Here is a 26,068-nt window from a genome sequence, read left to right on the forward strand (position 1 = left end):
CTGAGGAAAAGACATGAACCAGGAAATCACGAACAACCCGTTCAATCCCCTGACCCCGCCCAAGGTCTTCGACGAGATCAAGGTGTCGCTGGCGTCGCCGGAACGGATCCTCTCGTGGTCCTTCGGCGAGATCAAGAAGCCCGAGACGATCAACTACCGCACGTTCAAGCCCGAGCGTGACGGCCTGTTCTGCGCGCGCATCTTCGGTCCGATCAAGGACTACGAATGCCTCTGCGGCAAGTACAAGCGCATGAAGTATCGCGGCGTCGTCTGCGAAAAATGCGGCGTCGAGGTCACCCTGCAGAAGGTCCGCCGCGAGCGGATGGGCCATATCGAACTGGCCGCCCCCTGCGCCCATATCTGGTTCCTGAAGTCGCTGCCCTCGCGCATCGGCCTCATGCTCGACATGACCCTGCGCGATCTGGAGCGGGTTCTCTACTTCGAGAATTACGTGGTGATCGAGCCCGGCCTCACGGACCTGATCTACGGCCAGATGCTGACCGAGGATGAGTTTCTCGACGCGCAGGACCAGTACGGCATGGACGCCTTCACCGCCAATATCGGCGCCGAGGCGATCCGCGAGATGCTGGCCCAGATCGACCTCGAATCCGAGGCCGACCGCCTGCGCGAAGAGCTCAAGGAAGCCACCGGTGAGCTCAAGCCCAAGAAGATCATCAAGCGTCTGAAAGTGGTCGAGAACTTCCTCGAGTCGGGCAACCGTCCGGAGTGGATGATCATGACCGTGATCCCGGTCATTCCGCCCGAGCTGCGCCCGCTGGTGCCGCTCGATGGTGGCCGTTTCGCGACCTCGGATCTCAACGATCTCTATCGTCGGGTGATCAACCGGAACAACCGCCTCAAGCGTCTGATCGAGCTGCGCGCGCCCGACATCATCGTGCGCAACGAAAAGCGGATGTTGCAGGAATCCGTCGATGCGCTGTTTGACAACGGCCGTCGCGGCCGCGTCATCACCGGGGCCAACAAGCGCCCGCTGAAGTCGCTCTCGGACATGCTCAAGGGCAAGCAGGGCCGCTTCCGTCAGAACCTTCTGGGCAAGCGCGTCGACTTTTCGGGCCGCTCGGTCATCGTGACCGGGCCGGAACTGAAGCTGCACCAGTGCGGTCTGCCGAAAAAGATGGCGCTCGAACTGTTCAAGCCGTTCATCTATTCGCGGCTTGAGGCCAAGGGTCTCAGTTCGACCGTCAAGCAAGCCAAGAAGCTGGTCGAAAAAGAGCGTCCCGAGGTCTGGGACATCCTCGACGAGGTCATCCGCGAGCATCCGGTGCTGCTGAACCGCGCACCCACGCTGCACCGTCTGGGCATCCAGGCGTTCGAGCCGGTACTGATCGAGGGCAAGGCGATCCAGCTGCACCCGCTGGTCTGCTCGGCCTTCAACGCCGACTTCGACGGCGACCAGATGGCCGTGCACGTGCCGCTGTCGCTCGAGGCGCAGCTTGAGGCGCGCGTCCTGATGATGTCGACGAACAACGTTCTGTCGCCGGCCAACGGCGCACCGATCATCGTGCCGTCGCAGGATATGATCCTGGGTCTCTACTACACCACGATCATGCGGAAGGGCATGAAGGGCGAAGGCATGATCTTCTCGTCCACCGAAGAGGTCGAGCATGCGCTGAACGCGGGCGAGGTGCATCTGCACGCCAGCATCCAGTGCCGGATCACCCAGATCGACGACGAAGGTCAGGAAGTCATCAAGCGCTACGAGACCACGCCGGGCCGTGCCCGTCTGGGGGCGCTTCTGCCGATGAACGCCAAGGCGCCCTTCGACCTCGTCAACACGCTGTTGCGCAAGAAGGACGTCCAGAAGGTCATCGACACCGTCTACCGCTATTGCGGCCAGAAGGAATCGGTCATCTTCTGCGACCAGATCATGACGATGGGCTTCAAGGAGGCGTTCAAGGCGGGCATCTCGTTCGGCAAGGACGACATGGTCATCCCCGACGCCAAGTGGCCGATCGTCGAAGAGACGCGCGACCAGGTGAAGGATTTCGAACAGCAGTACATGGACGGCCTGATCACCCAGGGCGAAAAGTACAACAAGGTCGTCGATGCCTGGTCGAAGTGTAACGACAAGGTCACCGAGGCGATGATGTCCACCATCTCGTCGGCCAAGTACGACGAGAACGGCTCCGAGGAAGAACCGAACTCGGTCTACATGATGGCCCACTCCGGTGCCCGTGGCTCGGTCACCCAGATGAAGCAGCTGGGCGGCATGCGCGGCCTGATGGCAAAGCCCAACGGCGACATCATCGAGACGCCGATCATCTCGAACTTCAAGGAAGGTCTGACCGTTCTTGAATACTTCAACTCGACGCACGGCGCCCGGAAGGGTCTGTCGGACACCGCGCTCAAGACCGCGAACTCGGGCTATCTGACCCGTCGTCTCGTGGACGTGGCGCAGGACTGCATCGTGCGGATGCGCGATTGCGGCACCGACAACTCGATCACCTGCGAAGCGGCGATCAACGACGGCGAAGTGGTCGCCTCCATCGCCGAGCGTCTTCTCGGGCGCGTCACCGCCGAGGATGTCCTGAAGCCGGGCACCGAGGAGGTGCTCTGCAAGGAAGGTCATCTCATCGACGAGCGCATGTCGGACCTGATCGAAGAATCGGCGGTTCAGTCCGTGCGCATCCGCTCGCCCTTGACCTGCGAGGCCGAAGAGGGCGTCTGCGCCATGTGCTACGGGCGTGACCTCGCGCGTGGCACGATGGTGAACACCGGCGAAGCCGTCGGTATCATCGCGGCGCAGTCGATCGGCGAGCCGGGCACACAGCTGACGATGCGGACCTTCCACATCGGCGGCGTGGCGCAGGGTGGCCAGCAGTCGTTCCTCGAAGCGTCGCAATCGGGCAAGGTCGAGTACGACAACCCGAACACGCTGGTGAACGCGTCGGGCGAACTGCTTGTCATGGGGCGGAACATGAAGATCCGCATCGTCGACGAGCATGGTGCGGAACGCGCCAGCCACAAGGTCGGCTACGGCACCAAGATCTTCGTCAAGGAAGGCCAGGAGGTCGCGCGCGGGGACAAGCTTTTCGAATGGGATCCCTACACGCTGCCGATCATCGCCGAGAAAGACGGCACGGCCCGTCTGGTCGACCTCGTCAACGGTGTTGCCGTGCGCGAAGAGACCGACGATGCCACCGGCATGTCGCAGAAGATCGTCACGGACTGGCGCGCCGCCCCGAAGGGCAACGAGCTCAAGCCCGAGATCATCCTGCAGGATGACAACGGTGAGCCTCTGCGCAACGATCAGGGCAACCCGATCACCTATCCGATGTCGGTCGATGCGATCCTCTCGGTCGAAGAAGGCGACCCGGTCAAGGCCGGTGACGTCGTCGCGCGCATTCCGCGCGAGGGTGCCAAGACCAAGGACATCACCGGCGGTCTGCCGCGTGTGGCCGAACTGTTCGAGGCACGTCGTCCCAAGGACCACGCCATCATCGCCGAAATCGACGGCTATGTGCGCTACGGCAAGGACTACAAGAACAAGCGCCGGGTCTCGATCGAGCCTGCCGACGATACGCTCGAAGCCAAGGAATACATGATCCCCAAGGGCAAGCACATTCCCGTGGCCGAAGGCGACTATGTCCAGAAGGGCGACTACATCATGGACGGCAACCCCGCGCCGCATGACATCCTGTCCATCATGGGTGTCGAAGCGCTGGCGAACTACATGATCGACGAGGTCCAGGACGTCTATCGACTGCAGGGCGTGAAGATCAACGACAAGCACGTCGAGGTGATCGTCCGCCAGATGCTCCAGAAGTGGGAAATCCTGCACAGTGGCGACACCACGCTGCTCAAGGGCGAACATGTGGACAAGGTCGAGTTCGAAGAGGCAAACGCCAAGGCCGAGAAGAAGGGCGGGCGTCCCGCGAAGGGCGAACCGATCCTGCTCGGCATCACCAAGGCGTCGCTGCAGACCCGGTCGTTCATCTCGGCCGCGTCCTTCCAGGAAACGACCCGCGTCCTGACCGAGGCTTCGGTGCAGGGCAAGGTCGACACTCTCGTGGGCCTCAAGGAGAACGTCATCGTGGGCCGCCTGATCCCGGCGGGCACCGGTGGGGCCACCACGAACGTGCAGAAGATCGCCACCGATCGCGACAACATCGTGATCGAGGCGCGCCGTGCCGAAGCCGAAGAGGCCGCGCGCCTCGCGGCACCGGCAGAGCCAGCTGCCGATGTGGTCGGCGGCGACGTCTTCAACACGGTCATCGAGGACACCTCCGAGAGCCGCGAGTAATCGCGCCTGTCCTTTGACACCCGACGGAAAGGCCCCGCACCGCGCGGGGCCTTTTCCGTTCCGCGCGCGCTTGATCCGGTCCGGCGCAGCGTTGGTCATCGGCGGCGGCGCGTATGGGCTTGTCGGATCGCGGTGGGCGGCGGCATGATGGCGCGGCGGCCCCTGCATCGGACCCCTGACGCGCGGGCCTCCACACGACCAGCAAAGGATCCCCGATGACCGAGACGCCAGAGGTCGCGCGCCTGTTGAACACCCCGAGATGGCAACAGGAACGCCTGGCGCTGCGCGCCCTGATGCTGGAATGCGGTCTCGAAGAGCGGGTGAAATGGGGAAAACTCTGCTATCTTCACGACGCGCGCAATGTCGTCATCATCTACGGGCTGAAAGGCTACTGCGCCCTTGGGTTTTTCAAGGGTGCTCTTCTTGAGGATGACGACAACGCGCTGGTGGCGCCGGGCGCGCATTCGCAGGCCATGCGGCAGTTGCGCTTTGCCGGGCTTGACGACATCACCGCCCGCGCAGATCAGATCCGGGCCTATGTGACAAAGGCGATCGATGCCGAGAAGGCGGGCCTGTCGGTCGACTTCGCCGCGCGCGACAGCCTGGACCATCCCGTCGAATTGCAGGACGTCCTCGACGCGGATGCGGCGTTTTCCAAGGCGTTCGAGGCCCTGACCCCCGGTCGCCGCCGCGGCTATGTCCTGCATTTCTCCAACGCTGCAAAATCCGAGACACGGCGCGCGCGGGTCGCGAAAAGCAGGCCCCGGATCATTGCGGGAAAAGGATTGAACGATCGCTGAGGCGGCCCTGGTGGCGGCGGTCGCGGGTGACGCAGCGGCAATGCCAACCGTTTGATTTTTATCAACGAGTCTCCCAAGGCCGCGTGTTGATGTCGTCCCGCAATATTCGCAACGTGGGACAAGACATGATGGTACGAAATCTGAACCTGGTGGCGGGGCTTGCCCTTGCCCTGATCGCGGCCCCCGCCCTCGCGGACCAGCAGCGGGCGAGTGACCCCGCGCCGCGCCTGTCGCCGATGACCCAGCTGTCGCAGAACACCTGTCCTGCGGGCATGAACGTCTGCTCGCCGGGCAGCTACGGGCCGGGCGGATGCTACAAGCCGGGCTTTGGCACATGCACCGCGGGCCTCGTCTGCACCGGCGGCACCGTGGCCTGCAAGCCAAGCAATGGCGGCCCCGCCTATTGCTATGCGCCGAATACCAACAACTGCAAGTAACGCCCCCGACCCACGTGCACCCCATGCCGCTTGCGGGCCTGACGCGGCGCATGCGGGGCCCGTGCGGTCTGTCGAATTGGCCCCGCCGGGTCGGACCGACCGGTCTGGATGCGGCGTCGCGCCGGACGCGTCGATACCCCGGGGAAGGTATTCCAGACTACCCGGATCACCGGAATCGTGCTATTTTGCGGTCTTTAATTCAGGCGTTTCAAAATGGGTATTTCATCCCTTGTCGTCCTCGCCTCGGCGAGCCTTTACTGCATCGCGATGATGGTCGGTGCCCAGTTCCTGGACCATCGTGCTGATCGCCGCCGCGCTCTTGTCCGCCGGGGTCTTCGAGGTTCTGGCCCTGCGGCAGGAACGTCTCGGCATCGTCTATGTCGGCATCCTGGGCGCAGAGGTCATCATCATCGGCACGGTGTCGATCCTGCTGTTCGGCGAATCCTTCACGTCGCGCGAAATCGCAGGTATCGGGCTGGTCGTCCTGGGCACCGCGCTGGCCTGGGCCTGACGGACATGGCACCGCGCGTGCCCAAAAAGGACCCCGGTCCCCGATCGGGCCGGAGCTAGTCCTTGGCGAGCCGGTCGGCCTTCTTGCGCACCAGCATCGTCCTGAGGTCGTGCATCGCCAGCAACAGCGCGTCCGTCACGTCGTCGAGCTGCTCGGGCGTCGCCTTGGACTGCGCCCATTGCGTCGTCAGGTTCAGGTGATCCACCGTCCGGTGGATGTCATCGACGTCCCGTTGCGCCAGAAGCGCGCGGCGGGCTTCGATCCAGGCCTGGATTTCGGCGATATCGTCGTCGGTCAGCGCCCTGTCGCCCTGCGGCTTGATGTCTCCGTTGCGGATATTGGCCACGGCGATCGGGTCCATCTCGATGCGGCGTTGGCGGTTCTCGGTATCGAGCCGAAAGACCAGCGCACCGTTTTCGCGGATACGGAAGTAATAGTCGGGAAGGTCGTCGGACATCGCGGCGCTCCTTAGCTCAAAGCCTCGCAGAAACGCCGGATGCGGGCGCAGGCGTCTTCCAGCGCGGCGTCCGAGGTGGCGTAGCTGATGCGGAAATGCGGGGACAGGCCAAACGCCGCCCCGAAGACGACGGCGACGCCTTCCTCTTCCAGCAGCGCGCGGGCGAAAACCTCGTCATCGGTGATCCGCGTGCCGCCCGCGCTGGTCAGCCCGATTGCGCCGGCGCAGGACGGATAGACGTAGAATGCGCCTTCCGGGGTCGGGCAGGTCAAATGCGGCGTGGCGTCGAGTGCCGCAACCACCAGATCGCGTCGCCGGGCAAAGGCCTTTAATCGCTCGGCCAGAAAGTCCTGCGGCCCGGTAAGCGCCTCGACCGCGGCCCATTGGCTGATCGAGCAGGGGTTCGTCGTGGATTGCGACTGAACCTTGCGCATCGCGGCAATCAGGACCTCCGGCCCCGCCGCGTACCCGATCCGCCAGCCGGTCATCGCATAGGCCTTGGACACACCGTTCACCGTCAGTGTGCGGGCGTAAAGGGCGGGCGCCACCTGGGCCGGGGTGCAGAAGGTAAACCCGTCATAGGCCAGGTGCTCATATATGTCGTCGGACATGATCCAGACATGCGGATGCCGCTCCAGCACGTCGGTCAGCGCCTTGAGTTCGTCGTGCGAATAGGCCGCGCCCGTGGGGTTCGATGGCGAGTTGAAGATGAACCACTTGGTGCGCTCGGTTATCGCCGCCTCGAGCGCGTCCGGCGTCAGCTTGAAACCGGTCTCCATCCCCGCGTCGACGATCACCGGCTCCGCCCCGCCCATGCGGACGATATCGGGATAGCTGACCCAGTAGGGCGCGGGAATCACCACCTCGTCGCCCGGGTTGAGCGTGGCCATCAGCGCGTTGAACAGCACCTGCTTGCCGCCTGCCGACACCGAAATCTGCGCGGGAACGTAGTCCAACCCGTTCTCGCGCTTGAACTTTTCGCAGATCGCGGCCTTCAGCTCTGGAATTCCGTCCGGTGCGGTATATTTCGTTTTTCCGGCATGAATCGCCGCAATCGCCGCGGCTTTTATGTTATCGGGTGTGTCAAAGTCCGGCTCACCGGCACCAAGCCCGATCACGTCCCGCCCCTCTGCCGCAAGGTCCCGGGCAAGTTGCGTGACGGCCACGGTCGGTGAGGGTTTCACCCGGGCCAGCGTGTTTGACAGAAACGGCATGTTGATCGGTCCGGCATTCGAGTGCGCACAGTATTGCGAAGGTGTATGGGGCGTGACGGGCTGGTGCAAGCGCAGCGCGCCCACCGCAAGGAGATTGAACGAAATGATGAGCGATATCGATTGGTATGGCCCCGAGGCCGCCACGTTCGGTGACCGCGTGTCCGCCGCCCGCGAAGCCGCGGGCATGACCGCGGACTCACTTGCGCGGCGTCTGGGCGTGAAGCTGAAGACCCTGCAGAACTGGGAAAACGATCTGTCCGAGCCGCGCGCCAACAAGCTGTCGATGATGTCGGGGCTGCTGAATGTGTCGATGATCTGGCTGCTCACCGGCGAGGGCGAAGGCGTCAGCGTTCAGGAGTCCGACAGCGCCGCCCCGATGGACCTGCGCGATGCGATCAACGAACTGCGCGCCATCCGGACCGACATGAAAGCGCTTGCGGAACGCGCCGGACAGCTTGAGAAACGGCTGCGCACGGTCGCGTCGGTGGAACTCACATGATCTCGGAACAGCCCCGTCATGGCGAACCGCGCGATACCCGCATCCGGCGTCTGAAGATGCGGTCGATGCGGCGCGGCATCAAGGAAATGGACCTGATCCTCATCCATTTCTCGGACGCCAACCTGGACGCGATGGATGATTCGGGGCTGACGGAATACGATGCGTTGCTGTCGGAAAACGATCAGGATCTGTATCAGTGGATCACCGGCCAGGTGGCGCCGCCCGACCGCTTTGCAGGCCTCGTGCGCAAAATTGCCGCCGCCTCGACCGGGGTGGTGGCCGACGGGTCGTAAGATGGCTGTCGCGACTTAACGTATTCTTCGGTTTTTTGACGAATGCTGCACGCGATCAAGGGATCAGCGGAGACAGCGCATGAGCATCCATTCCTCGCTGGGGCGGGCAGGCCAACCCAGCTTTATGAAAACCTATCTCGACGCGCTCTCTCTGGTAGAGCGATTGCACAGGCTACTGCTCGACGTCATCAAGGACGAGTTCGAGCGCGTCGGAGTTTTGCAGATCAACGCCGTGCAGGCGCTGCTGCTGTTCAACATCGGCGACAACGAGGTGACGGCGGGCGAACTGAAGACCCGCGGTTACTATCAGGGCTCAAACGTCAGTTATAACCTCAAGAAACTGGTCGAGGCGGGGTACATGCATCATCAGCGCTGCGAAATCGACCGTCGCGCTGTGCGGGTCAGTCTGACCGATCAGGGTCGCGAAATTCGCGATCTCGTCGAACAGCTTTTCGCGCGCCATGCCGAAGGGCTGGAATCGAAAGGCGTGCTGGGGCCAGACGGGCTCGAGGAAATCACCCACGCCCTGCGCCGGGTAGAGCGGTACTGGACGGATCAGATCAGGTATATCTACTAGCCGCGCCCTGGCGCATCCGGTTGGCAACCCTGCCAGACCCGGCGCGCGCTGCCGCGGCCTGGATCGCCTGCATGGCGGTTCCGCACGTCATCCCGGCGGTGGCGACACGCGGTCCTCGATCTGTCCGACAACGGCATTGCTGATTTCGCGAAACAGCTTGCGCGTCATCGCACGGCGATATCCCGCATAGCCTTCGGACAGCTCCACAAACGCCCCCGGCCCGTGCAGCACGTTGAACTCGTAGTAGTCCGCAACCATCGGATCCGCGCCCAGGATCGCCAGTCCATTCACCGTGACGTTCTGAAAGGGAAAATGCTTGTAGGCGATCTCGGGGCCGAACCCGTCATTGGTGATGCCGTCGCCCGAGATGTCGATCACCTGCCGCGTGCAGTCCGGCCCCCGGCGCAACAGCGTCGCCCCGTATCCCAGCGCATAGCCCATCGCCGTGGGATAGCGGGTCTGGCTGCGGGGAAAGGCGCGCAGGGTGGCGATGGCCCGGTCGATATCGGCATCGCTGCCAAGGCGCATCCAGTCCAGCACCAGCGCGTTCTGCCGCCGTCCGCTCCACTCGTAAACCGAAAGCGACACCGCCCCCGGACCGGACAGGATCGCGCGACGGATGTCCGGATCGCCCAGCGCCGCGGCGGCACCGTCGCGTTGCAGGATGTATTCCGCGTCGTCGACCGAGCTCGAGACATCGAGCGCAAGCAGAAGCTTCAGACGGCAAGGCGCGTCCTGCGCCACTGCCGCTCCGCTCCAGAGGGCAGCGACCGCCAAAGCGGCCGCCCGCTTGCGCAAGCCCCTCACCAATGGCCCGTGTTCTCCATCGATGCCCATGGCTCTTGCGGGGGCTTTGCCTCGCCCCTTTGCAGCAGCTCGACCGAAACGTGGTCGGGAGACCGCACAAACGCCATATGCCCGTCGCGCGGGGGACGGTTGATCGTCACGCCTGCGTCCATCAGCTGCTGGCACAGGGCGTAAATGTCATCGACCCGGTAGGCGAGATGGCCAAAGTGGCGGCTGTCCGACGGCAGCCCTTCGTCGCCATCCCAGTTGTAGGTCAGCTCCACATCGGCGCGGCCATCGTCCTGATCCGGCGGGCACATGAAGACCAGCGTGAAGCGCCCGCCTTCGTGATCCACCCGCCGCCGTTCCTTGAGGCCCAGAAGCTCGTAAAATGCGATGGACTTTTCCAGGTCCTTCACCCGAACCATGGTGTGAAGATACTCGATGGACATGCGCGTCCCTCCGTTGATCGGTTGCGTTGCTGGACAGGGTAGGGGGATCGGGGCCGCTGTCTAGCACCTCTGGCCAATCGCGCGGCTCAGAACGCGGATTTGATCCCGAAGCTGACGCTCAGTTCTTCGGTGTCGAACCGGCTGACATTCGAGTCGCGGGTCTGCGCGGTGATGCTGACTTCCGGGATGAACCCGGCGTAGTCGAAGGTGGTGAACGCCATCGACAGACCCGCTGTCCAGGCCTGATCCTGACGCCCGCCGGGCACGTCGAGCACGCCCACGATGTAATCGGGATACTCCTCTTCGCGCAGGCTGACATATCCCGACAGACCCATGCCCAGCACCGGGCGACCATGGGCGTAGGTCACGCTCACGCTGTGGGCCGTGCCGTCCTGGAAATCCGAACTGGGATCACTTGTCTGCGCGGTGACGGTGCCGCCGATCTTTCCGCCGCCGGGCAGCGCAAAACTCAACCCCAGCAACACGGTGTCGTATCGTTCAAGGTCATCGGGATCGACCGTCGGCATCCGTATTTCGCGGGCGAACAGCGTCGACAGGCGCAACCGTTCGGTCAGGCGAAGCCACCCTTCGACCTCCTGGACCTGGAAATCGTGCAGTTCCTCGCCGCCGTACCAGGTTCGCCCGCCGGTCCAGTTCAGTCGGCCGCCGACGCGTCCGCCGGGCAGAATCGCTTCGTGGCGCAGCCCGGCCTCCAGCGTGGTCTGGGCGAAATCCTCGTTGGACAGGTCGGGGGCCTGGTCCCTTGCATCCTCGCTCAGCGCGACGCGCCGTTCGGTATGTTGGTAAAGCGCCGTGGTGCGCCAGAGGTCGCCTTGCGCGATCCGGTAGGACAGGTCCAGCTCCGCCCGCGTCTCGACCCCGTCAAGCGCCTGGGCGGAACCCGACAGGATGCCCACCGCATCCTGCCCGGCGATGGTGTTGTATTCGTCCGACGACCCGTCATTGACGTTCGAGGACGGCGTGACCGAGGCCTTCAGCGAAAAGCGGAACGGGTTGGCAGCCCGCACCCGCGCGTAATCCCGCGCCACCACCGCTTCGGCGCGGTCGTCCGGGGCCGACTGATACGCGCGCCGAAGCCAGAATTGCGAGGTCGTGTAGTGGTCTTCGGCAAGGGCGGCCCGGGCCGCGATGCTGGACGCTGCAAAGCGCGCATCGGGGGCATCGGCCAGGCGGAACATGCGCCCCGCCGCCTGACGCGCGGCTTTCGGATCGCCCTTCGCCTCGGCAAGCTTGGCGATCAGGTAATGCGCCTCGACGTCGTCCGGGTCGGCCTTGAGCAGCCCCGCGATGATCTTTTCCGCGCCCTCGACATGGCCAAAGCGGATCAGTTCGAGCGCCATCGACCGCGCTTCGGGCAGTGACATGGCAAGCGCCTTTTTCGGGCCGTCGGGCGCGGCAACGGCGCCCCAGAAGGGGACGCCGCAAGCCAGTGCGATCATCAGGGGCCCGGCAAGGCGCATCGGCCTACGGGTTGACCTGATTGCAAAGTGCGTCGTTCGCCCCCGCCGTGCCGCATTGCTCAAGCGTGAAGGCGCCGAATTCCAGCTCGTTTTCGAACCCCAGCTGGTTCGATGGCCCGTCGATCTGGTTCAGCTGGACGCCACCCACGATGGATTGGGCGTCCTCGCCGTCGAACTCGCCGGCATATGTCCCGACGGTATCGTCGCTGATGCCCTGCCAGGTCGGATCGGTCTGCTGCAGCGAATATTCCACGCTGCCGGTAAAGGCACCGGCCTCGGTGATCTCGGTGTTGACCAGCACGACCGACGGCAGGCTTTGCCCGGTATCGACAATCTCGCGGTCGTAGATGCTGCCTTCGACGCGGTTGTCGGCGAAATCCGCATTCATGTAGACCGTGCCGGTGACCTCGGCGGACTGGCTCGGCGTGATTTCGTTGGGGGTGCCGGGGGCCACGGGGATCAGATCCTCGCCCGACCCGCTGCCGTTCAGAAGGCCGACATAGCGACCGACATAGGCCACCAACCCGGTCGTGTCGGAAACCTCTGGCGCACTGTAAGTCCCGGATGTCTCGTAGTAGACACCAGTGAAGTACTCATTGTAGGGGCCGCCTGTCGCCGCGACGGTGCTGCGGGCACCGGTTGCGGTGGTCGCGGTATAGGCCGTTGCGTGCCGGTCCAGCGCATCGTCCTGCTTGGTATAGGCCTGGAACCCGTTGCGATCGAGCGCGGGCGCGCGGGTATAGACGGCCTCGTAGGGCGTGTCGTCGAGGTAGATCCCCTCGACCAGCAACGTGCCGGTGTCCTGGTCGAAACTGACGGATGCCAGGTTCTTGGCGATATCCACCGGGATACGCGCCGTGTCCTCGTTGCCGGTGTCTCCGCCGCCGCCGGGATCGGCGTCTTCTTCTTCCGCGCCACGGGAGATCGGATTGTCACCACTTCCGCCCTCGCCACAGGCGGAAAGCATCGCGAGCGCGATGAGCATTGCCAGAATGCGGTTCATGTGTCCTGCCTCGAACTATGTTTATTGTTTTGAGGCAAAGGGTTCCGTCTGCACGCCGTCAAGTCAACACTTGCGCGACCGGGTGCGGAAGAAGTCTGACAGACTGAGGCGGATTTGCATGACTGGATATGGTGGTTTTCGTCCTTTCTTTCTGCAACATATAGTCATACCCGATTCATCTAGCGGCGAGGCCCGATTCCATGACCCTGACCCCAGACCAGCAGGCCGAGATCGACGCGCTGCGCCAGACACCGGTGCCCACCCTTCGGGCGACCGCCCCTGGGATGGAGGCGCATCTCTACAAGGCCATTCCCGTGCTCGACCACGGCTTTGTCCGCGTCATCGACTACATGGGCGACGACAGCGCCATCACCCAGGCCGCGCGGGTGTCCTACGGCAAGGGCACCAAGTCGGTGTCCAACGACGAAGGGCTGATCCGCTATCTCATGCGGCACTGGCACTCGACCCCCTTCGAGATGTGCGAGATCAAGCTGCACGTCAAACTGCCGGTCTTCGTCGCGCGCCAATGGATCCGGCACCGGACCGCCAACGTGAACGAATATTCCGCCCGCTACTCGATCCTAGACCGGGAATTCTATATCCCGGCACCCGATCAGCTGGCGGCGCAATCCGAGGTCAACAACCAGGGTCGCGGCGCGGCACTGACCGGCGAAGAGGCAGAGCGCGTCCTGCGCTACCTGCGCGACGACTCGACCCGCGCCTACGACCACTACGCCGAGATGATCTCGGACGAGGGGCAACAGGGCCTCGCACGCGAACTTGCCCGCATGAACCTGCCCGCGAACATCTATACCCAGTGGTACTGGAAGGTGGACTTGCACAACCTCCTGCATTTTCTGCGCCTGAGGGCAGATATGCACGCGCAATATGAAATAAGGGTTTACGCCGAAGCGATCTGCGACGTGGTCCGCGACTGGGTGCCCTTCGCCTACAAGGCGTTCGAGGATTACCGCATGGGCGGCGCGACCCTGTCCGCCTCGGCGCTCGATTGCGTGCGGCGGATGGTCAAGGGCGAAGAGGTCAGCCAGGAAAATTCCGGCATGTCCAAGGGCGAATGGCGCGAATTCATGGGCGTGATTTCCTGACAAGGGGGCGCGGCCCCGGCCGTCGCGCCGGGGCCTCGGCGATCGCCCCCGCGGGTTCCACGGGATCAGCACACCAATCGTGCGGCGGGGTCTTCCCTCGCCGCCGCCCTGGGCTATCTGTCGGGCATCAAAGCCCGCGCCGGAGCCCCGCCCATGATCCTTTACCTCATTACCGCCGCCCTTTTCCTTGTCATCGATGCCCTGATGCTGACCTTCATCATGAAGCCGCTCTTTACCCGGCATCTGGGCGATCTGATGCGCGACAGCCCGATGCTGGGCGCGGCGGCGGGGTTCTACCTGCTTTACGTGGCGGGGTTGGTCTTTCTGGTGTCGATGCCTGCGCTGCGCGATGCGGACCCGGGCCGCGCGGCGCTGCATGGCGCCATCATCGGCGCAATGGCCTATGGCACTTACGAGTTCACCTCGATGTCGATCATGCGCGACTGGTCCTGGCAGATGGTCGCGGCGGACACGGTCTGGGGCGCGGTCCTGACCGGATTCTGCGCCTGGGCCGGGGTCGCGGTCATGCTGCGCCTGCAGGGCTGAGAGCCCCCCGCGCAGGTTCCCGCCACCACGGCAGGGTGCGCGAAATTCTGCCGCAAGCCATTGGCCAGTCAGCATATTCCAGCCTGTGTTGCGATGCGGCACCGGCACTTTATCGTGACCGGTAAATCCGGGAACAACCCCGCCCGCATCCCCATTTCTGCCCTGTCGCCTCATCACGGGCGGCAGACATTCCGAACCAAAAGAACGGAGCAGAACTGATGACCAAGACCCTGACAACCGCCGCGGCGCTGATCGCCGCAACCGCCACCGCAGGCCTCGCAGGTGGACCCACGCCGCCGCCCGCCGCGCCCGCGCCCATGGCCGCCGTGCCCGCACCTGCCGCCCCGGTCTACGACTTCGCCGGTCCCTCCGTCGGCGTACAGCTTGGCTATACCGGCCTTGACGTGAACGACGGCGGTATCGAGACCGACGGCGGCAGCCTGGGTGTCCGGGCCAACTATGACGCCCGCCTGGGCGGCAACCTGATCGGCGGCGTCGGCCTGCAATACGACGAGGCGAACATCGATCTCGACGGCGCCGCCGAGCTTGACAACATCCTGCGCGTCGGGGGCCGTCTCGGCCTCGATTCAGGGCGGAACTTCTTCTACGGAACAGGCGGTTACGCCCATGCCACCACCGAAGCGGACGCCATCGATCCGGGCGGCTCGGACGGCTATTTCGCAGGTGTCGGCTACGAGGTCTTCGTGCAGGACAACCTGACCGTGGGCACCGAGGTGCTGTACCACGAATTTGACGACTTCGACGCCAGCGTCGAGGCCAGGGCAACAACCGCAAACGTGTCGGTGAACTACCGCTTCTAGGGCGATCTCGCATACGCCTCAACGCCCGGCCCCGGCGGTCGGGCGTTGTCGTTTCCGATCTCGCCCGGGATTGTCCGCAATTCGGAAACACAGGTTTTCGGCGGATTGAATTTGACTAAGCGCCCGTCACAGGTCAGAATTTTCGACATTACTTCCTGTGTATTGACCCAAGGGGCTGGAGATCATGTTCAAGACAACCGCCGCGCTGAGCTTTGCCGCGCTAATCATGTCGAGCGGGGCCGCCTTGGCCTGGGACGATGCCTACAAGGGCACCTACAACGATCCGAACTCGAATTTCCGCTACAACACCGTTCCGGGCGTCGCGAACTATTGCCCTGCAGGCCTGCAGCCGGTTCAGATCGGCGGCGAGATCTGCTGCGGCGTGCCCAATGCCGGGCCCTATATCGACCGCGCCGGCGGGCATCGCAAGGCCAAGACGGTCTACAAGCGGGCACCGCGCCCGGTGACCCATGCGGGCATCAAGGGGACCTATTTCACACCCGAGGGCGTGAAGGGCGTGGTCCGACAGTAAAGCGCCTCTTCACATCCCGCGCATGCCCGCGTATAGCCCCGGCCTGATCCACGACGGAAGGCCGGGTGTTCCATGCAGGGCAGCGCGAATATCAACATCATGATCAAGGCGGCGCGCAAGGCGGGCCGCTCTCTCGTGAAGGACTTCCGCGAGGTCGAGAACCTTCAGGTGTCGATGAAGGGCGCGGCGGATTTCGTCGCCCGGGCCGTACTTGCCTCGGGCAAGATCCTGCGCGAGGAACTGACCACGGCGCGCACCACCTACGGGTACCTCACGAAAGGCGCCGATGAGGTCGCTGGCGAAGATCCGACCCGCCGCTGGATCGTCGATCCGCTGGAAGGAGAGACCAACTTCCAGCATGGCCTGCCGCATTTCGCCATCTCCATCGCGCTCGAGCACAAGGGCAAGATCGTCGCGGCCGTGGTCTTCGATCCGGCCAAGGACGAATTGTTCTATTCCGAAAAAGGCGCGGGCGCCTGGCTCAATGACAACAAGCGGATGCGCGTCTCTGGCCGCAGTCGCCTGCACGAGGCGATCTTTGCCACCGGCGTGCCCTCTGGGGCGAAACACACGCTGCCCGCAACACTGAAAGACCTCGCCCGGTTGATGCCTGCCACCGCGGGCATGCGGCACTGGGGCTGTCCGTCGCTCGATCTGGCCTATGTGGCCGCGGGGCGCATCGATGGCTACTGGGAACGCGAGTTGCAGATCTGGAGCATCGCGGCCGGCTCGCTCATCGCGCTGGAAGGCGGCGCGCTGGTCGGCGGGATCCGCGAAGAGCAGGATCCGCTCAGCTCAGGCTCGATCCTCTGCGGCAACGGCAATGTCTACGACCAGTTCGCACGGATCATCCGCGAGGTCTGATCACCCGTCCGAAAGCTGACCGACCCCGGCCGCCCGAAGCGGCGCGGCCCATTACCGTCGTCTGCGGACCCGGGGAACGTTCGTCTGCTGCAGCCTGTACTGCGCATGCGCGTGCGGCGGGTGGCCGTGGGTGCGCCGCCAGAAGGCCGGGCCGCCGCGTTTCAGCCAGAGCGGCAGCGCCAGCAGCGCCCCGATCACAAAGCCCCCCGCATGCGCCCAATAGGCCACGCCGCCGCCATCCGCAGCGGTGCCGTAGCCGCCCATCACCTGCATTCCAAGCCACAGCACCAGCATGATCCACGCGGGTATCGTGATGATGCGGAAGATGATGATCAGGATGACAAGGATATCGACCTTGGCCTTGGGAAAGAGCAGCAGGTAGGCCCCCATCACCCCGGCGATGGCCCCTGAGGCACCGACCATGGGCACCGGGCTGAACGGCGCGGCGACGTATTGCGCCAGTCCCGCCGCGACGCCCGACGCGAGGTAGAAGCCCAGGAACCCCACATGCCCCATCTCGTCCTCGACATTGTCGCCGAAGATGAACAGGAACAGCATGTTTCCCGCGAGGTGCAAGATCCCGCCATGCAGGAAGATCGAACTGACAAAACCGCTGAACGCATGGCCCTGCGTCACCCGCGCCGGGATCAGCGCCCAGTCCCAGAACAGAGCGTTCAGCGATTGCGGATCCGAGAACAGCCCGTAATAGCTTATGAATATCAGGCAATTGGCCGTGATCAGCCCATAGGTGATGAAGGGCGTGCTGCCAGACGGGTTATGATCGCGGATCGGGAACATGCAGCCAAGCTTGGCCCGCCGGACGCGAAGGTCAAGAACCCCGCGCCGAACAGTCTCAAATATAATCGTCCCGCAATCCGCGCGGGCCGCCGTGACCGCCGGTCGGGCGATGCATGCGCGACGCCCCGATCTTGCCGTGTCATCCTGCGGGAATTGCGCTACGATAGCCGCGGTTTGTCAGGAAGGTGGCCCGATCTTGGTCGCAGGTGCGGTCCGATCGACTTCAGAAAGGCAAGATCCCGATGCAAGGCGATATTCTCGAACTGGATGGGTTCGATCAGGCGATACTGGCGGTGCTGGCGTCGGAAGGCCGCCTGTCGGTGACCGAACTGTCGCGCCGGATCGGCCTGTCGAAATCGCCGACGCAAGCCCGCCTGAAACGGCTCGAGTCGACCGGCGCGATCACCGGATATCGCGCCATCCTGAACCCGATCCGGCTGGGGCTCAATCATGTGGCCTTCGTCGAGGTGCGGCTGCGCGACACCGGCGAAGAGGCGCTGGCGTTGTTCAACGAAAAGGTCGCGCGCATCCCCGAGATCGAACAGGCGCATCTGATCGCGGGCCATTACGACTATCTTCTGAAAGTGCGGACCACCGATCTGGGGGCCTATCGGCGGGTGCTGGCGGATCAGATCTCGAAACTGCCGCACATCGCCTCGACCTCGACCTATGTGGCGATGGAGGCGGTCAAGGAAGGCGGTCTCGCCGATGTGACTTGACCGGCGCGGCGTTCCTGCGACCCTTTGCGCCATGAAAACATGCGCCTTCGCCGCCCTCATTGCCCTTGCCATCGCGCCCGGTGCCGCCCTGGCCGCCTGTCCCGCCGCCCCGGACCATTCCGACGCCATCGACCGGACCCTGTCGCGGATCCAGTCCGCCGAACGGGAAATGGATGCCCGGCCGCTGGCCAACGAGCTTTGGGAATACTGGTCGGACGCCCCGGACGAGGTGGCGCAGGAACTGCTCGATACCGGGATGCGGGCGCGCGAAAGCTATGACTACCTGCGCGCGAAAGACGCCTTCGACCGGCTGGTCGCCTATTGCCCGGACTACGCCGAGGGCTACAACCAGCGCGCCTTCGTGGCCTTCCTGCGGCAGGATTTCGCGGCGGCCTTGCCCGACCTCGATACCGCCATCGGCATCAACCCCGACCATGTAGCGGCGCTGGCCGGCAAGGCGCTGACGCTGATGGGGCTGGGGCGCGATGCCGAGGCCCAGACCGTGCTGCGTGCGGCGCTGGCGCTGAACCCGTGGCTGTCCGAACGGCATCTTCTGAAAGAACTGCGCGGCAAAGACATCTGACCGGCTTTTCCTCGCGCCAAGGCCCCGTTAGACAAGGCCAGGGCCCGCGTGGTGGAATGGTAGACACAGGGGACTTAAAATCCCTAGGCGTAAAAGCCGTGCCGGTTCGAGTCCGGCCGCGGGTACCACGAAAAATCAGATAGTTGCGTGAAAATTTTCTGGGACTGGTGAGCTCTCATCTAAGCATTGGTAGACGTTTGGTAGGCGCTTTAGTTCATCTATCATTCCACCAACCGGGCGCGCTGACACTTTAGATTCGCCTGCGAGGTATGTGCAGCCTGATGACCCGCCTCGACAGCATCACCAAAAACCACCTCGCGCTCACTTGCAGCCTGTGCGGGCACACCTCAATGGTTGCAGTGAAGTATCTGATTGATACGGTTGGCCGAGAGACTGACGTGCAGGAGGTTGTTCCGAAGCTCAGGTGCAGCAAGTGCCACGTCAAAGGGCAGGCTACGTTTGTTATCACCTATGTGGGTGGCTCAGGTGAGGCGCTGCTTGGGGCAAAGCAAGGAGATTGAGATCGTACCTTTGATTATCTTCGCTGCGTTTTGGGTTGGATGCGCAGGCACAACCGCTTTTGTAGCAAATGAGAAAGGTCGAGACGGAATTAGTTGGTTTTTGAGCGGCATCTTTTTCGGCTTTTTCGCTCTTGCAGCTGTTGCCGCCTCTCCTTCCGCTTGGGAAAAGCCTCCGGGCCGAGCCTCAAGAGATGAAAGCCTTTCTTCACACGAGAAAAGGGTGGCGGTAGCTGAAAATAACAATGATCAAGATGCGCCCAATGCTGATGATAATCTGTGGGTTTATGGAATTTTTATCCTGATCTTATTGATTGGTGCCGTTGGTTTGCTCTCACATGTTTTGTGAATATCTAGCCCGCGCGATAAAGTGAAATATCAATTTAGGTGGGGGAATAAATTGGCTGTATGTAAAGGCTGCGGTAAAAAGATGGGTTTGTTGGAAGCAGGCTCAGGTGGTTACTGCTCTGTTTGTTCATATACAAATGCTGTCCCGGACAACGATGCCGTTAAGTGGCAGGTGGACATAGAAGAAGCAAACATCCTGTACGAGGAAATCTCTCAAGTGCTGCTGACAACCGAAGCCTACCCTGAAGGGCTAAGCATAGAGGAACGTATTGAGGTAATCACCGCCGAATGCGCCTTCGGCATGAACATATTCAAAGACCTGTTTGCGGGGGTCAGAGATGTGTTCGGAGGGCGTTCAGAAGCTGTCCAGAAGACGCTAAGGGACTCTAGGCGGACTGCCCTCTACGAACTCAAGAAGGAGGCTCATGCAGTCGGTGCTAACGCTGTGGTGGGCATCGACTTGGATTATGTGGAGCTTAGTGGAGCAGGGAATATGGTGTTGCTGGTGGCTAGTGGTACAGCTGTGCGGATTGAATAATGAAGAGGGTTTTAGTACAGTAAAAACCAACGTGAGTAACTGAACGAGGTCGCAGTCAGTAGTGCTGTATTGAATAGTCAGAGAAATTAAAGATGGCAAATAATCGAAAACGTCCCCGTAAAGTAGAAGATTGGGAAATATCAGAATACCAAGGCTTTGGTGGCAAGGAGCAAATGCAGAAGGCTCAGTCTCGTAAGCGCCGCCAGGTTCGAAGGCGAGAGAGTAGTATTTGGGATGATCTCGCACCAAAGGAATATCACGGACTACTGACAGGAGTTTACATAGTTGTATTTGTTGTTGGTCTTGCAGTAGTTGCAGTCTTGAACGGTTATTTTTAGGCGCTTGGTTCTCTAACAACATACTATATTCTATAGCTAAGATGACAAGATATACTGGAGCATTGATGGCATCCTTGCCTTCTTCGGACAGGTCGCTGCTCTCAGAGCATGACATTCCAATACAGACTATAAATTTGACCAAAAAATCTGCAAGGCAATGGCGTCATTCAGGAAATGATCCATGGTCGGACGTGGAAACTGCAGCACTGCGATATCTTGAATGCGAAGAACAACTTATTCTGGATCGCAGGTCCATCCTGGCGACGATCCTTGACGCTGATATCGATCTGAAGCGGAAGGGTGGCATTTGTCCGCGTTCAATGCTGTATGACACAACTAACAAGTTCAGATACGTGCAGTTTGCGTCACAAGAATGGGCGTCCTCGGTTAGCGGCCTGATCCGCAACAGAGCACAGGACTGGGAGCATGTAGAAAGAGTTCTGTCAGCGGTATACGGAGCCTCAAAGATTGCAAAGTCTCGTTTTCCTTTTAGCCTTCGGTTCCCTGAGCATCGAACAATGGAGGCGCCACCAGAAAAGTTTGTGTTCGAACTTCGGGCAACATGGCTGCACTTCAGAGATCGACTAGGCGATATGGCGGACTACACACTTGAGCCAACACGAATTGCTACACGGTCCGCTTGCTGGCGCAATGCTGAGCGCCTACCGCCTGACGAACAACTTTCGATCAAAAGGTCCATAGAGCACACTGATGCCGATTGGTGGCTTGATCCAATGCATTTTGTCAATAGTGACGCACATGGATGGATCGATCTGCATTTGTTTGGGCAGGACGGAAGGCGTGAGATGGTAGAAGTTAAAGCCCCCGGCGACCGCCTGACAGGTAATCAGAAGAAATGGCTACCTTTGGCAAAGGCGAAAGGATGGTCCACTAGAGTCTTAACTATAGATGAGAATTGAAGAAGGCGTGGCTGTTATCCCGTCATTAATCTAAGAAATTTTTCTTTTTATGGATTTCGAAGCGGTTGCGCTGGGCAGGGTTTCCCTCTGGTGAGAATCCAGAGGGTCCCATCGTGTTCAGGTGGCCGATTTAGATGGGCTATGGCGCTCAAGGATACGGTAGAGGCTAGCCCGAGAAATACCCACCTGCTCGCAAACTTTGGTCTTGCTCATGCCGGATGCCAGGAGGGCCTTCACACTGTCTGCCTTAGCCATAGCGGTAGGCTTTCTGCCCGTGTACTTCCCTTCGGCCTTAGCCTTGGCAATGCCCTCTTTCTGGCGCTCCAGCATCATCTCGCGCTCGAACTGAGCTACAGAGGCCATGACATTCAGCATCATCTTGCCTGTGGCAGTAGTGGTATCCACCTGCTGACCGCCCATAGAAAGGATAACCAAGCCACAGCCCTTATCCTCAAGACGTTCAAGTAGTTCGCCTAGGTGACGCACTGACCGGGCTAGGCGGTCTAACTTAGTGACCACCAGCTTGTCGCCTTTGCGGAGGGACTTGATAGCTGCCTCTAGCTGCTCACGTTCACCAACAGAGGAAACCTGTTCCTGATACAGTTCCTCACAGGAGTATGCCTTCAAGTCTCTCACCTGAGCATCAAGGCCAGCACCTTGTTCGAGTGTCGATGTTCTTGAGTAGCCTACCAGCATTTCAGCACCTGTTTTCTCATATGGGTCTTAGTATATTTTGATAATTGCACCAATAGGGCCGGAACTCAATAGTTTTGAGACAGTTTTCTCACATTCCCGTAGGGCAAGGTCTATTGAGACGCTTGATGGTTAGAAACTTGATATGTGAGCTGGATGTAGGAGGCCGCTTCAGTCTGCTTGGGGAACAGGCGCTCAGCAAGCCGCCCGAAGCGCAGCCTCCTACTTAAGCCGTGAGCTAGCATCCATCGGGCCGTTGCCACGGAAGACTTGAGGCCAGTAGTAGCCAGAATGTGTGAAGCCCGAGCATCCGCTGCTCATTGGATCATTTGAAGCGAGAAATAGCCTTTTGGAAGGCTGATTGCATAGAGCTCCAAGAGCTTTCAAAGCCAGCTTTCATTGACGTCTGCAGGCCTCCCCAAGTGGAAATTAAGGCCGAGCGAGTGAAAAACACAGCCTCACAAAAATAATATAATATTATCAGCGACTTACAAGAAAATTCGGTAAGTCGCCATGATGGAGTACGAAAAAAGACGTGGTTATGAATGAGGGCATATTAAAATCGTAACCTTGAGAGGAGAGGTGGAGCTGAAAAAGTCTTTCGAATTACATGTAGTTACGGGTGTCTTTGCAGGTTGTGCAATTACGTCTGGTCCTTAATGCATTGACCCAAAGCGTCTCGCCAGTAGCGCAAGCTAGCATCTGTAGCGTTACTTTCGCGGACTGATCCACGAGAACGATCAACACAAAACCTAAGCCTCAGCCTTGAGTGGGTGGATCATTCCCGCGCTTAGGGCTGTTTTTACGTCAGCTACGGGGCTGGCGGCTTTTCTTTTTTTAAGCAAGCGAGAATATTATGACGTCACGAGCCGTGAGGGGGCTTCGGGGGGGCACCCGAAATGCGCCTAGGTTTAGCCTTCATCCTTGGTCCAAGCCATATAACCGCAAATGTCTCCAGAAAGACTGCAAGGCCTCAGTTTATTGGGATGGCAGTACCTACTTCAGTCTATGTCACAGTCATCTTCAGAAGCTTCAGTTAGGGCCATTTAAGCCCTCCATAGAGGATATTCCGGATTGGCCTAACAAGTGCGCTGACAGTGCGTCTCAGGTCGCTCAAGCATTAATGCTGAAGCGGGGTGAGAAGTGATGGTAAAGCGTATCCAAGATTTGTTAGATACAGTCGAGGCATCGAGGAATACTAGTGTTGGGCAGAAGGAGGTGGGCCTTGCAGCCTGCCTCCGCAAAAGCTGTGATCAAAAATTTCGATACCGTAGTAACAAGAAATATTGCTCAGATAGGTGTCGCAAAGCTGATAATCGACCTCGTAGAAATAGTCATGAAAGTAGGAGTAAGGCTCGTGAGCAGCTTGAGTTGTTTGATCGGGCCTTATTGCTTGGAGAGCTGCTTTATCGCCATAAGACAGGACTTCATTTCTATAAGTTTGGGAAGCTGCAAGACCCTAGGCAAGATAGCTTGGACGGAAGGCCACCATTGGAGCGTTTAGAATTTATGGAACAGCTTATTCAGCAGGCGAGAGCAGGCGACGCGCAAATTCGTGATATACTGAGCAAGCCTCATATGCGCAGGCCGGACCCTTACCGAGAGCCGGAACGCTATCCTTTTGGTAATCCGCAGTACAGCACAATAGCGGGCGCAGCGCAGGCTTATTGTAAAAGGTTTTGGCGGGCTAATGTTTGGGAGGTGGTTCATAACAAAGTAGCTACGCCACCAACTGGTGAGGTAATGGAAGATGGCTCAGTAGACGACTGGCCAGAAAAACCGTCTCCCCCACTATAAAGGACCTCAAGGTTACAGCTGAAGAATATTATTATATCTGATAGCTGAAAAATAATTACGGAGTTTGCAATAGTACATATTCTATATACTATAGTAATATCCTGAGTAGGATTTGCTAGTGCAATATATAATTTATAGGTTAAGAATAAGTGGTTATAGTGAATTCTGTAGTTGTTTGAATGGTCACATTTCTATTCTAGCTCTCCACACTAGAGTTATCTGCTAAAGAAGCTCCTCTATACATTGTTCAGTTATAGAGAGTAAGCCTGTAAATTGTAGGTTCATAGTGTTGTCTTGCGTTCGTGTATAGGCTTCCATTGAAAATTGCCCCCATAGAAACTCACAGCGGTCTACTGAGTGGCCCTGAGGTATCCCGCCAGGGGGTGCTCCGCTTAAAGAGAAAGGGCCACTTATTGAGGCTCTCAGATAGCATGGCCCGCTGTACGCTAAGCGTGTCGGCTCAGGCTTGTTCTTTCGCCCAGCTTTCGAACTCTGCAGCGTCCTTGAATGCCAAGCCTTTTGCTGTGAGCTTGCCGTTCTTCTTGAGCAGCTTTATACCATTTCGCTCAGCTATAACTAATGCGTCTTCTGAATTTTGCGACGGTGAAGCGGGGGGTGTGGAGTTTGTTGGCCTCTTCTGAGACTCCTCTTGGAGCCTTACTAGCTTGTCTAGTGAGCTCTGCATATCATTAGAATTATCTATAAGTTCCGCAAACCCATTGAGAAGGGCGAAGCTGAGCAAGTTGGCGATTGCTACATAAAGTAGGCTGAAGTCCTCTAGGGCAACCGCAGTCAGACCGGCGGCAACAGCACCTAAAAGTGCAACATAGGCGAAAAATCTAACCATCTTAGAATTTCCATATTTCGTTAAGCTAGCATGGAGCGCACCACATGATTTACCAAATCACAATGGTATAGGCTCCCAGTTCTCAGGCATTTGGCGTACCACAAAGTCACCATCGTTATACAGGTAGAACATGTGCTGTTCCTGTAGGTCTTTGTACATCCGATTTAGGATTGCAGTCTTGTTGCGAGAACCTCCAAGGTAGTGCTTCGCCGTAACACCCGCAGGGCTGTGGTTCGTCGCTATTCCTATCTCGCCTACAGTGTAGCCTAAAAGCTGTAGGTCGGCAGCGAATGTCCTGCGCAGGTCGTGGATGGTCCAATCCTCGTGGAAATTCACCTCAGCTTTGAACTTGTTAAAGGCTGTTCGCAGCTGATTGTCAGTATAACCGAACACCCTCTCGTGTGGCTGCTTACACTTTCCAGCCAGTTCCTCAAGTTTGCCGTGCAATGGGATAATGTGTGGCTTCTTGTTTTTGGTCTGCCTGATGTGGGCGTGCCCACTGTGTATATCTGCCCAAGTAAGGCTCAGCACTTCGTTTCGCCTTAGGCCTGTAAGCATGAAGAACAGAAGCACACGCGCCACGCGCTTCTTGAATGTCGTATATTCCTGCCAGACGATGTGTATCTCCCTAGGGGTGAGGGCGCGTTCACGGGCAACGGCGGCAGGCTTCAGCCCTTTTTCAGCTATGACCTTGCAGGGGTTTGGGTGCACACCGTGGAAGGAGAGGGTGGCCGAGAGATTCCTGAATGTCTTATCGACGTAGGCTCCGGAGTGTTGGCCCAAAAGCTCTGTATAACGCCTGAGAACCATGCCACGGGTAAGCTGCTTTGTCGGGAGGTCTTTCCAGTCGCCCAGCGCGTTCTTGAACGTCTTCCGGTAGTCTGAGACGGTAGACGCCGCCAAGCTATTGCTCTTGCGCTTCAGGTGCTCCTCTAAGGCCTCTCCGAGGGTGTCGGGCACCACATCGTCGTCGTCATCATCTAAGAAGCGAATATCCACTCCCCGTTTGGCTTCAAGCAGCAGGGCGCGGGCCTCTTGCTGTGCCTCTGCTAGTGGCTGGAGGTCTACTGGACCAAGGTGTTTTCGGACTGTCTTGTTCAGTCCCTTCACTCGGGTTTCGACAATGTAGGTGGCTTTGCCCTTCGCGGTCACTTCGATGCCAAACCCGGTGAGGCTGCCATCCCTCACGAAAGTGCGTGTTCCCGTTGATGTCAGGCTGGCGATGGTGCGTTGCGTTATCTTGTCCACGGTCGGCAAGCCTGAATCCCCCGTTTAGCTTTGGTAGGCGTTTGGTAGACGCTTATTGAGTCATCTGGAGTCTTCGGG

30 protein-coding genes and 1 tRNA gene are annotated in these 26,068 nt (G+C 60.1%); 21 read left to right on the plus strand and 10 right to left on the minus strand.

Annotated elements, in window-relative coordinates:
- Nucleotides 1–13: 13 nt before the first annotated feature.
- From rpoC to ACXYMN_RS16915, 4 genes are all read left to right on the plus strand, one after another.
- The gene (rpoC, locus tag ACXYMN_RS16900; protein ID WP_459014863.1) at nt 14–4,264 is read left to right on the plus strand and encodes a DNA-directed RNA polymerase subunit beta'; all 4,251 of its coding nucleotides are present in this window, start codon (nt 14–16) and stop codon (nt 4,262–4,264) included.
- 215 nt (nt 4,265–4,479) lie between these two features.
- Entirely contained in the window at nt 4,480–5,064 is a 585-nt protein-coding gene (locus ACXYMN_RS16905) for a YdeI/OmpD-associated family protein (RefSeq protein ID WP_459014865.1), read from the plus strand.
- A gap of 125 nt (nt 5,065–5,189) precedes the next feature.
- Nucleotides 5,190–5,501, plus strand: a complete 312-nt coding sequence (locus tag ACXYMN_RS16910; protein ID WP_459014866.1) for a hypothetical protein — start codon at nt 5,190–5,192, stop codon at nt 5,499–5,501.
- Between the two features lie 277 nt (nt 5,502–5,778).
- The gene (locus ACXYMN_RS16915) at nt 5,779–6,012 is read left to right on the plus strand and encodes a hypothetical protein (RefSeq protein WP_459014867.1); all 234 of its coding nucleotides are present in this window, start codon (nt 5,779–5,781) and stop codon (nt 6,010–6,012) included.
- 55 nt (nt 6,013–6,067) lie between these two features.
- Here ACXYMN_RS16915 and ACXYMN_RS16920 read toward each other — a convergent pair whose 3' ends face one another.
- Nucleotides 6,068–6,469, minus strand: coding sequence for a hypothetical protein (locus ACXYMN_RS16920; RefSeq protein WP_459014869.1), 402 nt, complete (start codon nt 6,467–6,469; stop codon nt 6,068–6,070).
- A gap of 11 nt (nt 6,470–6,480) precedes the next feature.
- The gene (locus ACXYMN_RS16925; RefSeq protein ID WP_459014871.1) at nt 6,481–7,683 is read right to left on the minus strand and encodes a pyridoxal phosphate-dependent aminotransferase; all 1,203 of its coding nucleotides are present in this window, start codon (nt 7,681–7,683) and stop codon (nt 6,481–6,483) included.
- A 106-nt stretch (nt 7,684–7,789) separates the two neighbouring features.
- Between ACXYMN_RS16925 and ACXYMN_RS16930 the strand changes: the two genes are divergently transcribed.
- From ACXYMN_RS16930 to ACXYMN_RS16940, 3 genes are all read left to right on the plus strand, one after another.
- Entirely contained in the window at nt 7,790–8,182 is a 393-nt protein-coding gene (locus ACXYMN_RS16930; RefSeq protein WP_459014873.1) for a helix-turn-helix domain-containing protein, read from the plus strand.
- Nucleotides 8,179–8,475, plus strand: a complete 297-nt coding sequence (locus ACXYMN_RS16935; RefSeq protein WP_459014874.1) for a succinate dehydrogenase assembly factor 2 — start codon at nt 8,179–8,181, stop codon at nt 8,473–8,475. Before ACXYMN_RS16930 ends, ACXYMN_RS16935 begins: the two co-directional genes overlap by 4 nt.
- A 79-nt stretch (nt 8,476–8,554) precedes the next feature.
- Nucleotides 8,555–9,052, plus strand: coding sequence for a MarR family winged helix-turn-helix transcriptional regulator (locus tag ACXYMN_RS16940; RefSeq protein WP_459014876.1), 498 nt, complete (start codon nt 8,555–8,557; stop codon nt 9,050–9,052).
- 87 nt (nt 9,053–9,139) lie between these two features.
- Here the strand turns inward: ACXYMN_RS16940 and ACXYMN_RS16945 are convergent, their stop codons facing one another.
- The 4 genes from ACXYMN_RS16945 to ACXYMN_RS16960 form a co-directional block, all read right to left on the minus strand.
- Nucleotides 9,140–9,829, minus strand: coding sequence for a DUF1194 domain-containing protein (locus ACXYMN_RS16945; RefSeq protein WP_459014878.1), 690 nt, complete (start codon nt 9,827–9,829; stop codon nt 9,140–9,142).
- 26 nt (nt 9,830–9,855) lie between these two features.
- Nucleotides 9,856–10,290, minus strand: coding sequence for a VOC family protein (locus ACXYMN_RS16950; RefSeq protein ID WP_459014880.1), 435 nt, complete (start codon nt 10,288–10,290; stop codon nt 9,856–9,858).
- A gap of 86 nt (nt 10,291–10,376) precedes the next feature.
- The gene (locus tag ACXYMN_RS16955; protein ID WP_459014882.1) at nt 10,377–11,675 is read right to left on the minus strand and encodes a tetratricopeptide repeat protein; all 1,299 of its coding nucleotides are present in this window, start codon (nt 11,673–11,675) and stop codon (nt 10,377–10,379) included.
- Between the two features lie 100 nt (nt 11,676–11,775).
- Entirely contained in the window at nt 11,776–12,774 is a 999-nt protein-coding gene (locus ACXYMN_RS16960) for a thymidylate synthase (protein WP_459014884.1), read from the minus strand.
- A gap of 200 nt (nt 12,775–12,974) precedes the next feature.
- On the opposite strand from ACXYMN_RS16960, the gene thyX reads away from it, so the two are divergent.
- The 5 genes from thyX to ACXYMN_RS16985 all read left to right on the plus strand — a co-directional run bounded on the left by thyX (nt 12,975) and on the right by ACXYMN_RS16985 (nt 16,643).
- Entirely contained in the window at nt 12,975–13,880 is a 906-nt protein-coding gene (gene thyX / locus ACXYMN_RS16965; protein WP_459014886.1) for an FAD-dependent thymidylate synthase, read from the plus strand.
- A gap of 153 nt (nt 13,881–14,033) precedes the next feature.
- Nucleotides 14,034–14,426 (plus strand): DUF2177 family protein, encoded by a 393-nt coding sequence (locus ACXYMN_RS16970; protein WP_459014888.1) that lies wholly within the window; start codon nt 14,034–14,036, stop codon nt 14,424–14,426.
- A 218-nt stretch (nt 14,427–14,644) separates the two neighbouring features.
- Nucleotides 14,645–15,247: an outer membrane protein gene (locus ACXYMN_RS16975; RefSeq protein WP_459014889.1), complete on the plus strand. Its 603-nt coding sequence runs from the start codon at nt 14,645–14,647 to the stop codon at nt 15,245–15,247.
- A 184-nt stretch (nt 15,248–15,431) separates the two neighbouring features.
- Nucleotides 15,432–15,779, plus strand: a complete 348-nt coding sequence (locus ACXYMN_RS16980; protein WP_459014891.1) for a hypothetical protein — start codon at nt 15,432–15,434, stop codon at nt 15,777–15,779.
- A gap of 72 nt (nt 15,780–15,851) precedes the next feature.
- On the plus strand, nt 15,852–16,643 hold the full coding sequence (locus ACXYMN_RS16985) for an inositol monophosphatase family protein (protein WP_459014893.1): 792 nt from the start codon (nt 15,852–15,854) through the stop codon (nt 16,641–16,643).
- A 51-nt stretch (nt 16,644–16,694) separates the two neighbouring features.
- On the opposite strand, the gene ACXYMN_RS16990 is transcribed toward ACXYMN_RS16985, so the two are convergent.
- The gene (locus tag ACXYMN_RS16990; protein WP_459014894.1) at nt 16,695–17,441 is read right to left on the minus strand and encodes a rhomboid family intramembrane serine protease; all 747 of its coding nucleotides are present in this window, start codon (nt 17,439–17,441) and stop codon (nt 16,695–16,697) included.
- A gap of 242 nt (nt 17,442–17,683) precedes the next feature.
- Here ACXYMN_RS16990 and ACXYMN_RS16995 point away from each other — a divergent pair, with 242 nt between their 5' ends.
- The 8 genes from ACXYMN_RS16995 (at nt 17,684) to ACXYMN_RS17030 (ending at nt 21,405) form a co-directional block, all read left to right on the plus strand.
- Nucleotides 17,684–18,160 (plus strand): Lrp/AsnC family transcriptional regulator, encoded by a 477-nt coding sequence (locus ACXYMN_RS16995; RefSeq protein WP_459014896.1) that lies wholly within the window; start codon nt 17,684–17,686, stop codon nt 18,158–18,160.
- 31 nt (nt 18,161–18,191) lie between these two features.
- Nucleotides 18,192–18,743, plus strand: coding sequence for a tetratricopeptide repeat protein (locus ACXYMN_RS17000; RefSeq protein ID WP_459014897.1), 552 nt, complete (start codon nt 18,192–18,194; stop codon nt 18,741–18,743).
- A 42-nt stretch (nt 18,744–18,785) separates the two neighbouring features.
- Nucleotides 18,786–18,871, plus strand: a tRNA-Leu gene (locus ACXYMN_RS17005).
- A gap of 153 nt (nt 18,872–19,024) precedes the next feature.
- Nucleotides 19,025–19,264, plus strand: a complete 240-nt coding sequence (locus tag ACXYMN_RS17010; protein ID WP_459014899.1) for a hypothetical protein — start codon at nt 19,025–19,027, stop codon at nt 19,262–19,264.
- Entirely contained in the window at nt 19,242–19,610 is a 369-nt protein-coding gene (locus tag ACXYMN_RS17015) for a hypothetical protein (RefSeq protein WP_459014901.1), read from the plus strand. Before ACXYMN_RS17010 ends, ACXYMN_RS17015 begins: the two co-directional genes overlap by 23 nt.
- Before the next feature lie 81 nt (nt 19,611–19,691).
- Nucleotides 19,692–20,147 (plus strand): YbjQ family protein, encoded by a 456-nt coding sequence (locus tag ACXYMN_RS17020; RefSeq protein ID WP_459014903.1) that lies wholly within the window; start codon nt 19,692–19,694, stop codon nt 20,145–20,147.
- Nucleotides 20,148–20,239: 92 nt separating this feature from the next.
- Nucleotides 20,240–20,485 carry a hypothetical protein gene (locus tag ACXYMN_RS17025; RefSeq protein ID WP_459014905.1) on the plus strand — a complete coding sequence of 82 codons (246 nt, stop codon included), beginning with the start codon at nt 20,240–20,242 and terminating at the stop codon, nt 20,483–20,485.
- 134 nt (nt 20,486–20,619) lie between these two features.
- Complete coding sequence (locus tag ACXYMN_RS17030) at nt 20,620–21,405, plus strand: VRR-NUC domain-containing protein (RefSeq protein WP_459014907.1); 786 nt, start codon at nt 20,620–20,622, stop codon at nt 21,403–21,405.
- A 117-nt stretch (nt 21,406–21,522) separates the two neighbouring features.
- On the opposite strand, the gene ACXYMN_RS17035 is transcribed toward ACXYMN_RS17030, so the two are convergent.
- The gene (locus ACXYMN_RS17035) at nt 21,523–22,101 is read right to left on the minus strand and encodes a recombinase family protein (RefSeq protein ID WP_459014909.1); all 579 of its coding nucleotides are present in this window, start codon (nt 22,099–22,101) and stop codon (nt 21,523–21,525) included.
- Between the two features lie 1,143 nt (nt 22,102–23,244).
- Here ACXYMN_RS17035 and ACXYMN_RS17040 point away from each other — a divergent pair.
- Complete coding sequence (locus tag ACXYMN_RS17040; RefSeq protein ID WP_459014911.1) at nt 23,245–23,895, plus strand: hypothetical protein; 651 nt, start codon at nt 23,245–23,247, stop codon at nt 23,893–23,895.
- A gap of 460 nt (nt 23,896–24,355) precedes the next feature.
- Here ACXYMN_RS17040 and ACXYMN_RS17045 read toward each other — a convergent pair whose 3' ends face one another.
- On the minus strand, nt 24,356–24,742 hold the full coding sequence (locus ACXYMN_RS17045) for a hypothetical protein (RefSeq protein WP_459014912.1): 387 nt from the start codon (nt 24,740–24,742) through the stop codon (nt 24,356–24,358).
- 57 nt (nt 24,743–24,799) lie between these two features.
- Entirely contained in the window at nt 24,800–25,990 is a 1,191-nt protein-coding gene (locus tag ACXYMN_RS17050; protein WP_459014914.1) for a tyrosine-type recombinase/integrase, read from the minus strand.
- Nucleotides 25,991–26,068: the final 78 nt, after the last annotated feature.

It is taken from the genome of Roseivivax sp. CAU 1753 (assembly GCF_054482575.1).

Excerpts from the sequence above, each read along its gene's own strand:
- ACXYMN_RS16905 (WP_459014865.1), top strand. The coding sequence starts at position 4,480 with ATGACCGAGACGCCAGAGGTCGCGCGCCTGTTGAACACCCCGAGATGG.
- rpoC (WP_459014863.1), top strand. The coding sequence starts at position 14 with ATGAACCAGGAAATCACGAACAACCCGTTCAATCCCCTGACCCCGCCC.
- ACXYMN_RS16940 (WP_459014876.1), top strand. The coding sequence starts at position 8,555 with ATGAGCATCCATTCCTCGCTGGGGCGGGCAGGCCAACCCAGCTTTATG.
- thyX (WP_459014886.1), top strand. The coding sequence starts at position 12,975 with ATGACCCTGACCCCAGACCAGCAGGCCGAGATCGACGCGCTGCGCCAG.
- ACXYMN_RS16930 (WP_459014873.1), top strand. The coding sequence starts at position 7,790 with ATGAGCGATATCGATTGGTATGGCCCCGAGGCCGCCACGTTCGGTGAC.
- ACXYMN_RS16960 (WP_459014884.1), bottom strand. The coding sequence starts at position 12,774 with ATGAACCGCATTCTGGCAATGCTCATCGCGCTCGCGATGCTTTCCGCC.
- ACXYMN_RS16950 (WP_459014880.1), bottom strand. The coding sequence starts at position 10,290 with ATGTCCATCGAGTATCTTCACACCATGGTTCGGGTGAAGGACCTGGAA.
- ACXYMN_RS17025 (WP_459014905.1), top strand. The coding sequence starts at position 20,240 with ATGGCAAATAATCGAAAACGTCCCCGTAAAGTAGAAGATTGGGAAATA.
- ACXYMN_RS17035 (WP_459014909.1), bottom strand. The coding sequence starts at position 22,101 with ATGCTGGTAGGCTACTCAAGAACATCGACACTCGAACAAGGTGCTGGC.
- ACXYMN_RS16970 (WP_459014888.1), top strand. The coding sequence starts at position 14,034 with ATGATCCTTTACCTCATTACCGCCGCCCTTTTCCTTGTCATCGATGCC.
- ACXYMN_RS17000 (WP_459014897.1), top strand. The coding sequence starts at position 18,192 with ATGAAAACATGCGCCTTCGCCGCCCTCATTGCCCTTGCCATCGCGCCC.
- ACXYMN_RS16975 (WP_459014889.1), top strand. The coding sequence starts at position 14,645 with ATGACCAAGACCCTGACAACCGCCGCGGCGCTGATCGCCGCAACCGCC.
- ACXYMN_RS17040 (WP_459014911.1), top strand. The coding sequence starts at position 23,245 with ATGGTAAAGCGTATCCAAGATTTGTTAGATACAGTCGAGGCATCGAGG.
- ACXYMN_RS16955 (WP_459014882.1), bottom strand. The coding sequence starts at position 11,675 with ATGTCACTGCCCGAAGCGCGGTCGATGGCGCTCGAACTGATCCGCTTT.
- ACXYMN_RS16990 (WP_459014894.1), bottom strand. The coding sequence starts at position 17,441 with ATGTTCCCGATCCGCGATCATAACCCGTCTGGCAGCACGCCCTTCATC.
- ACXYMN_RS17020 (WP_459014903.1), top strand. The coding sequence starts at position 19,692 with ATGGGTTTGTTGGAAGCAGGCTCAGGTGGTTACTGCTCTGTTTGTTCA.
- ACXYMN_RS16910 (WP_459014866.1), top strand. The coding sequence starts at position 5,190 with ATGATGGTACGAAATCTGAACCTGGTGGCGGGGCTTGCCCTTGCCCTG.
- ACXYMN_RS16995 (WP_459014896.1), top strand. The coding sequence starts at position 17,684 with ATGCAAGGCGATATTCTCGAACTGGATGGGTTCGATCAGGCGATACTG.
- ACXYMN_RS16935 (WP_459014874.1), top strand. The coding sequence starts at position 8,179 with ATGATCTCGGAACAGCCCCGTCATGGCGAACCGCGCGATACCCGCATC.
- ACXYMN_RS16980 (WP_459014891.1), top strand. The coding sequence starts at position 15,432 with ATGTTCAAGACAACCGCCGCGCTGAGCTTTGCCGCGCTAATCATGTCG.
- ACXYMN_RS17010 (WP_459014899.1), top strand. The coding sequence starts at position 19,025 with ATGACCCGCCTCGACAGCATCACCAAAAACCACCTCGCGCTCACTTGC.
- ACXYMN_RS16925 (WP_459014871.1), bottom strand. The coding sequence starts at position 7,683 with ATGCCGTTTCTGTCAAACACGCTGGCCCGGGTGAAACCCTCACCGACC.
- ACXYMN_RS16920 (WP_459014869.1), bottom strand. The coding sequence starts at position 6,469 with ATGTCCGACGACCTTCCCGACTATTACTTCCGTATCCGCGAAAACGGT.
- ACXYMN_RS17045 (WP_459014912.1), bottom strand. The coding sequence starts at position 24,742 with ATGGTTAGATTTTTCGCCTATGTTGCACTTTTAGGTGCTGTTGCCGCC.
- ACXYMN_RS16985 (WP_459014893.1), top strand. The coding sequence starts at position 15,852 with ATGCAGGGCAGCGCGAATATCAACATCATGATCAAGGCGGCGCGCAAG.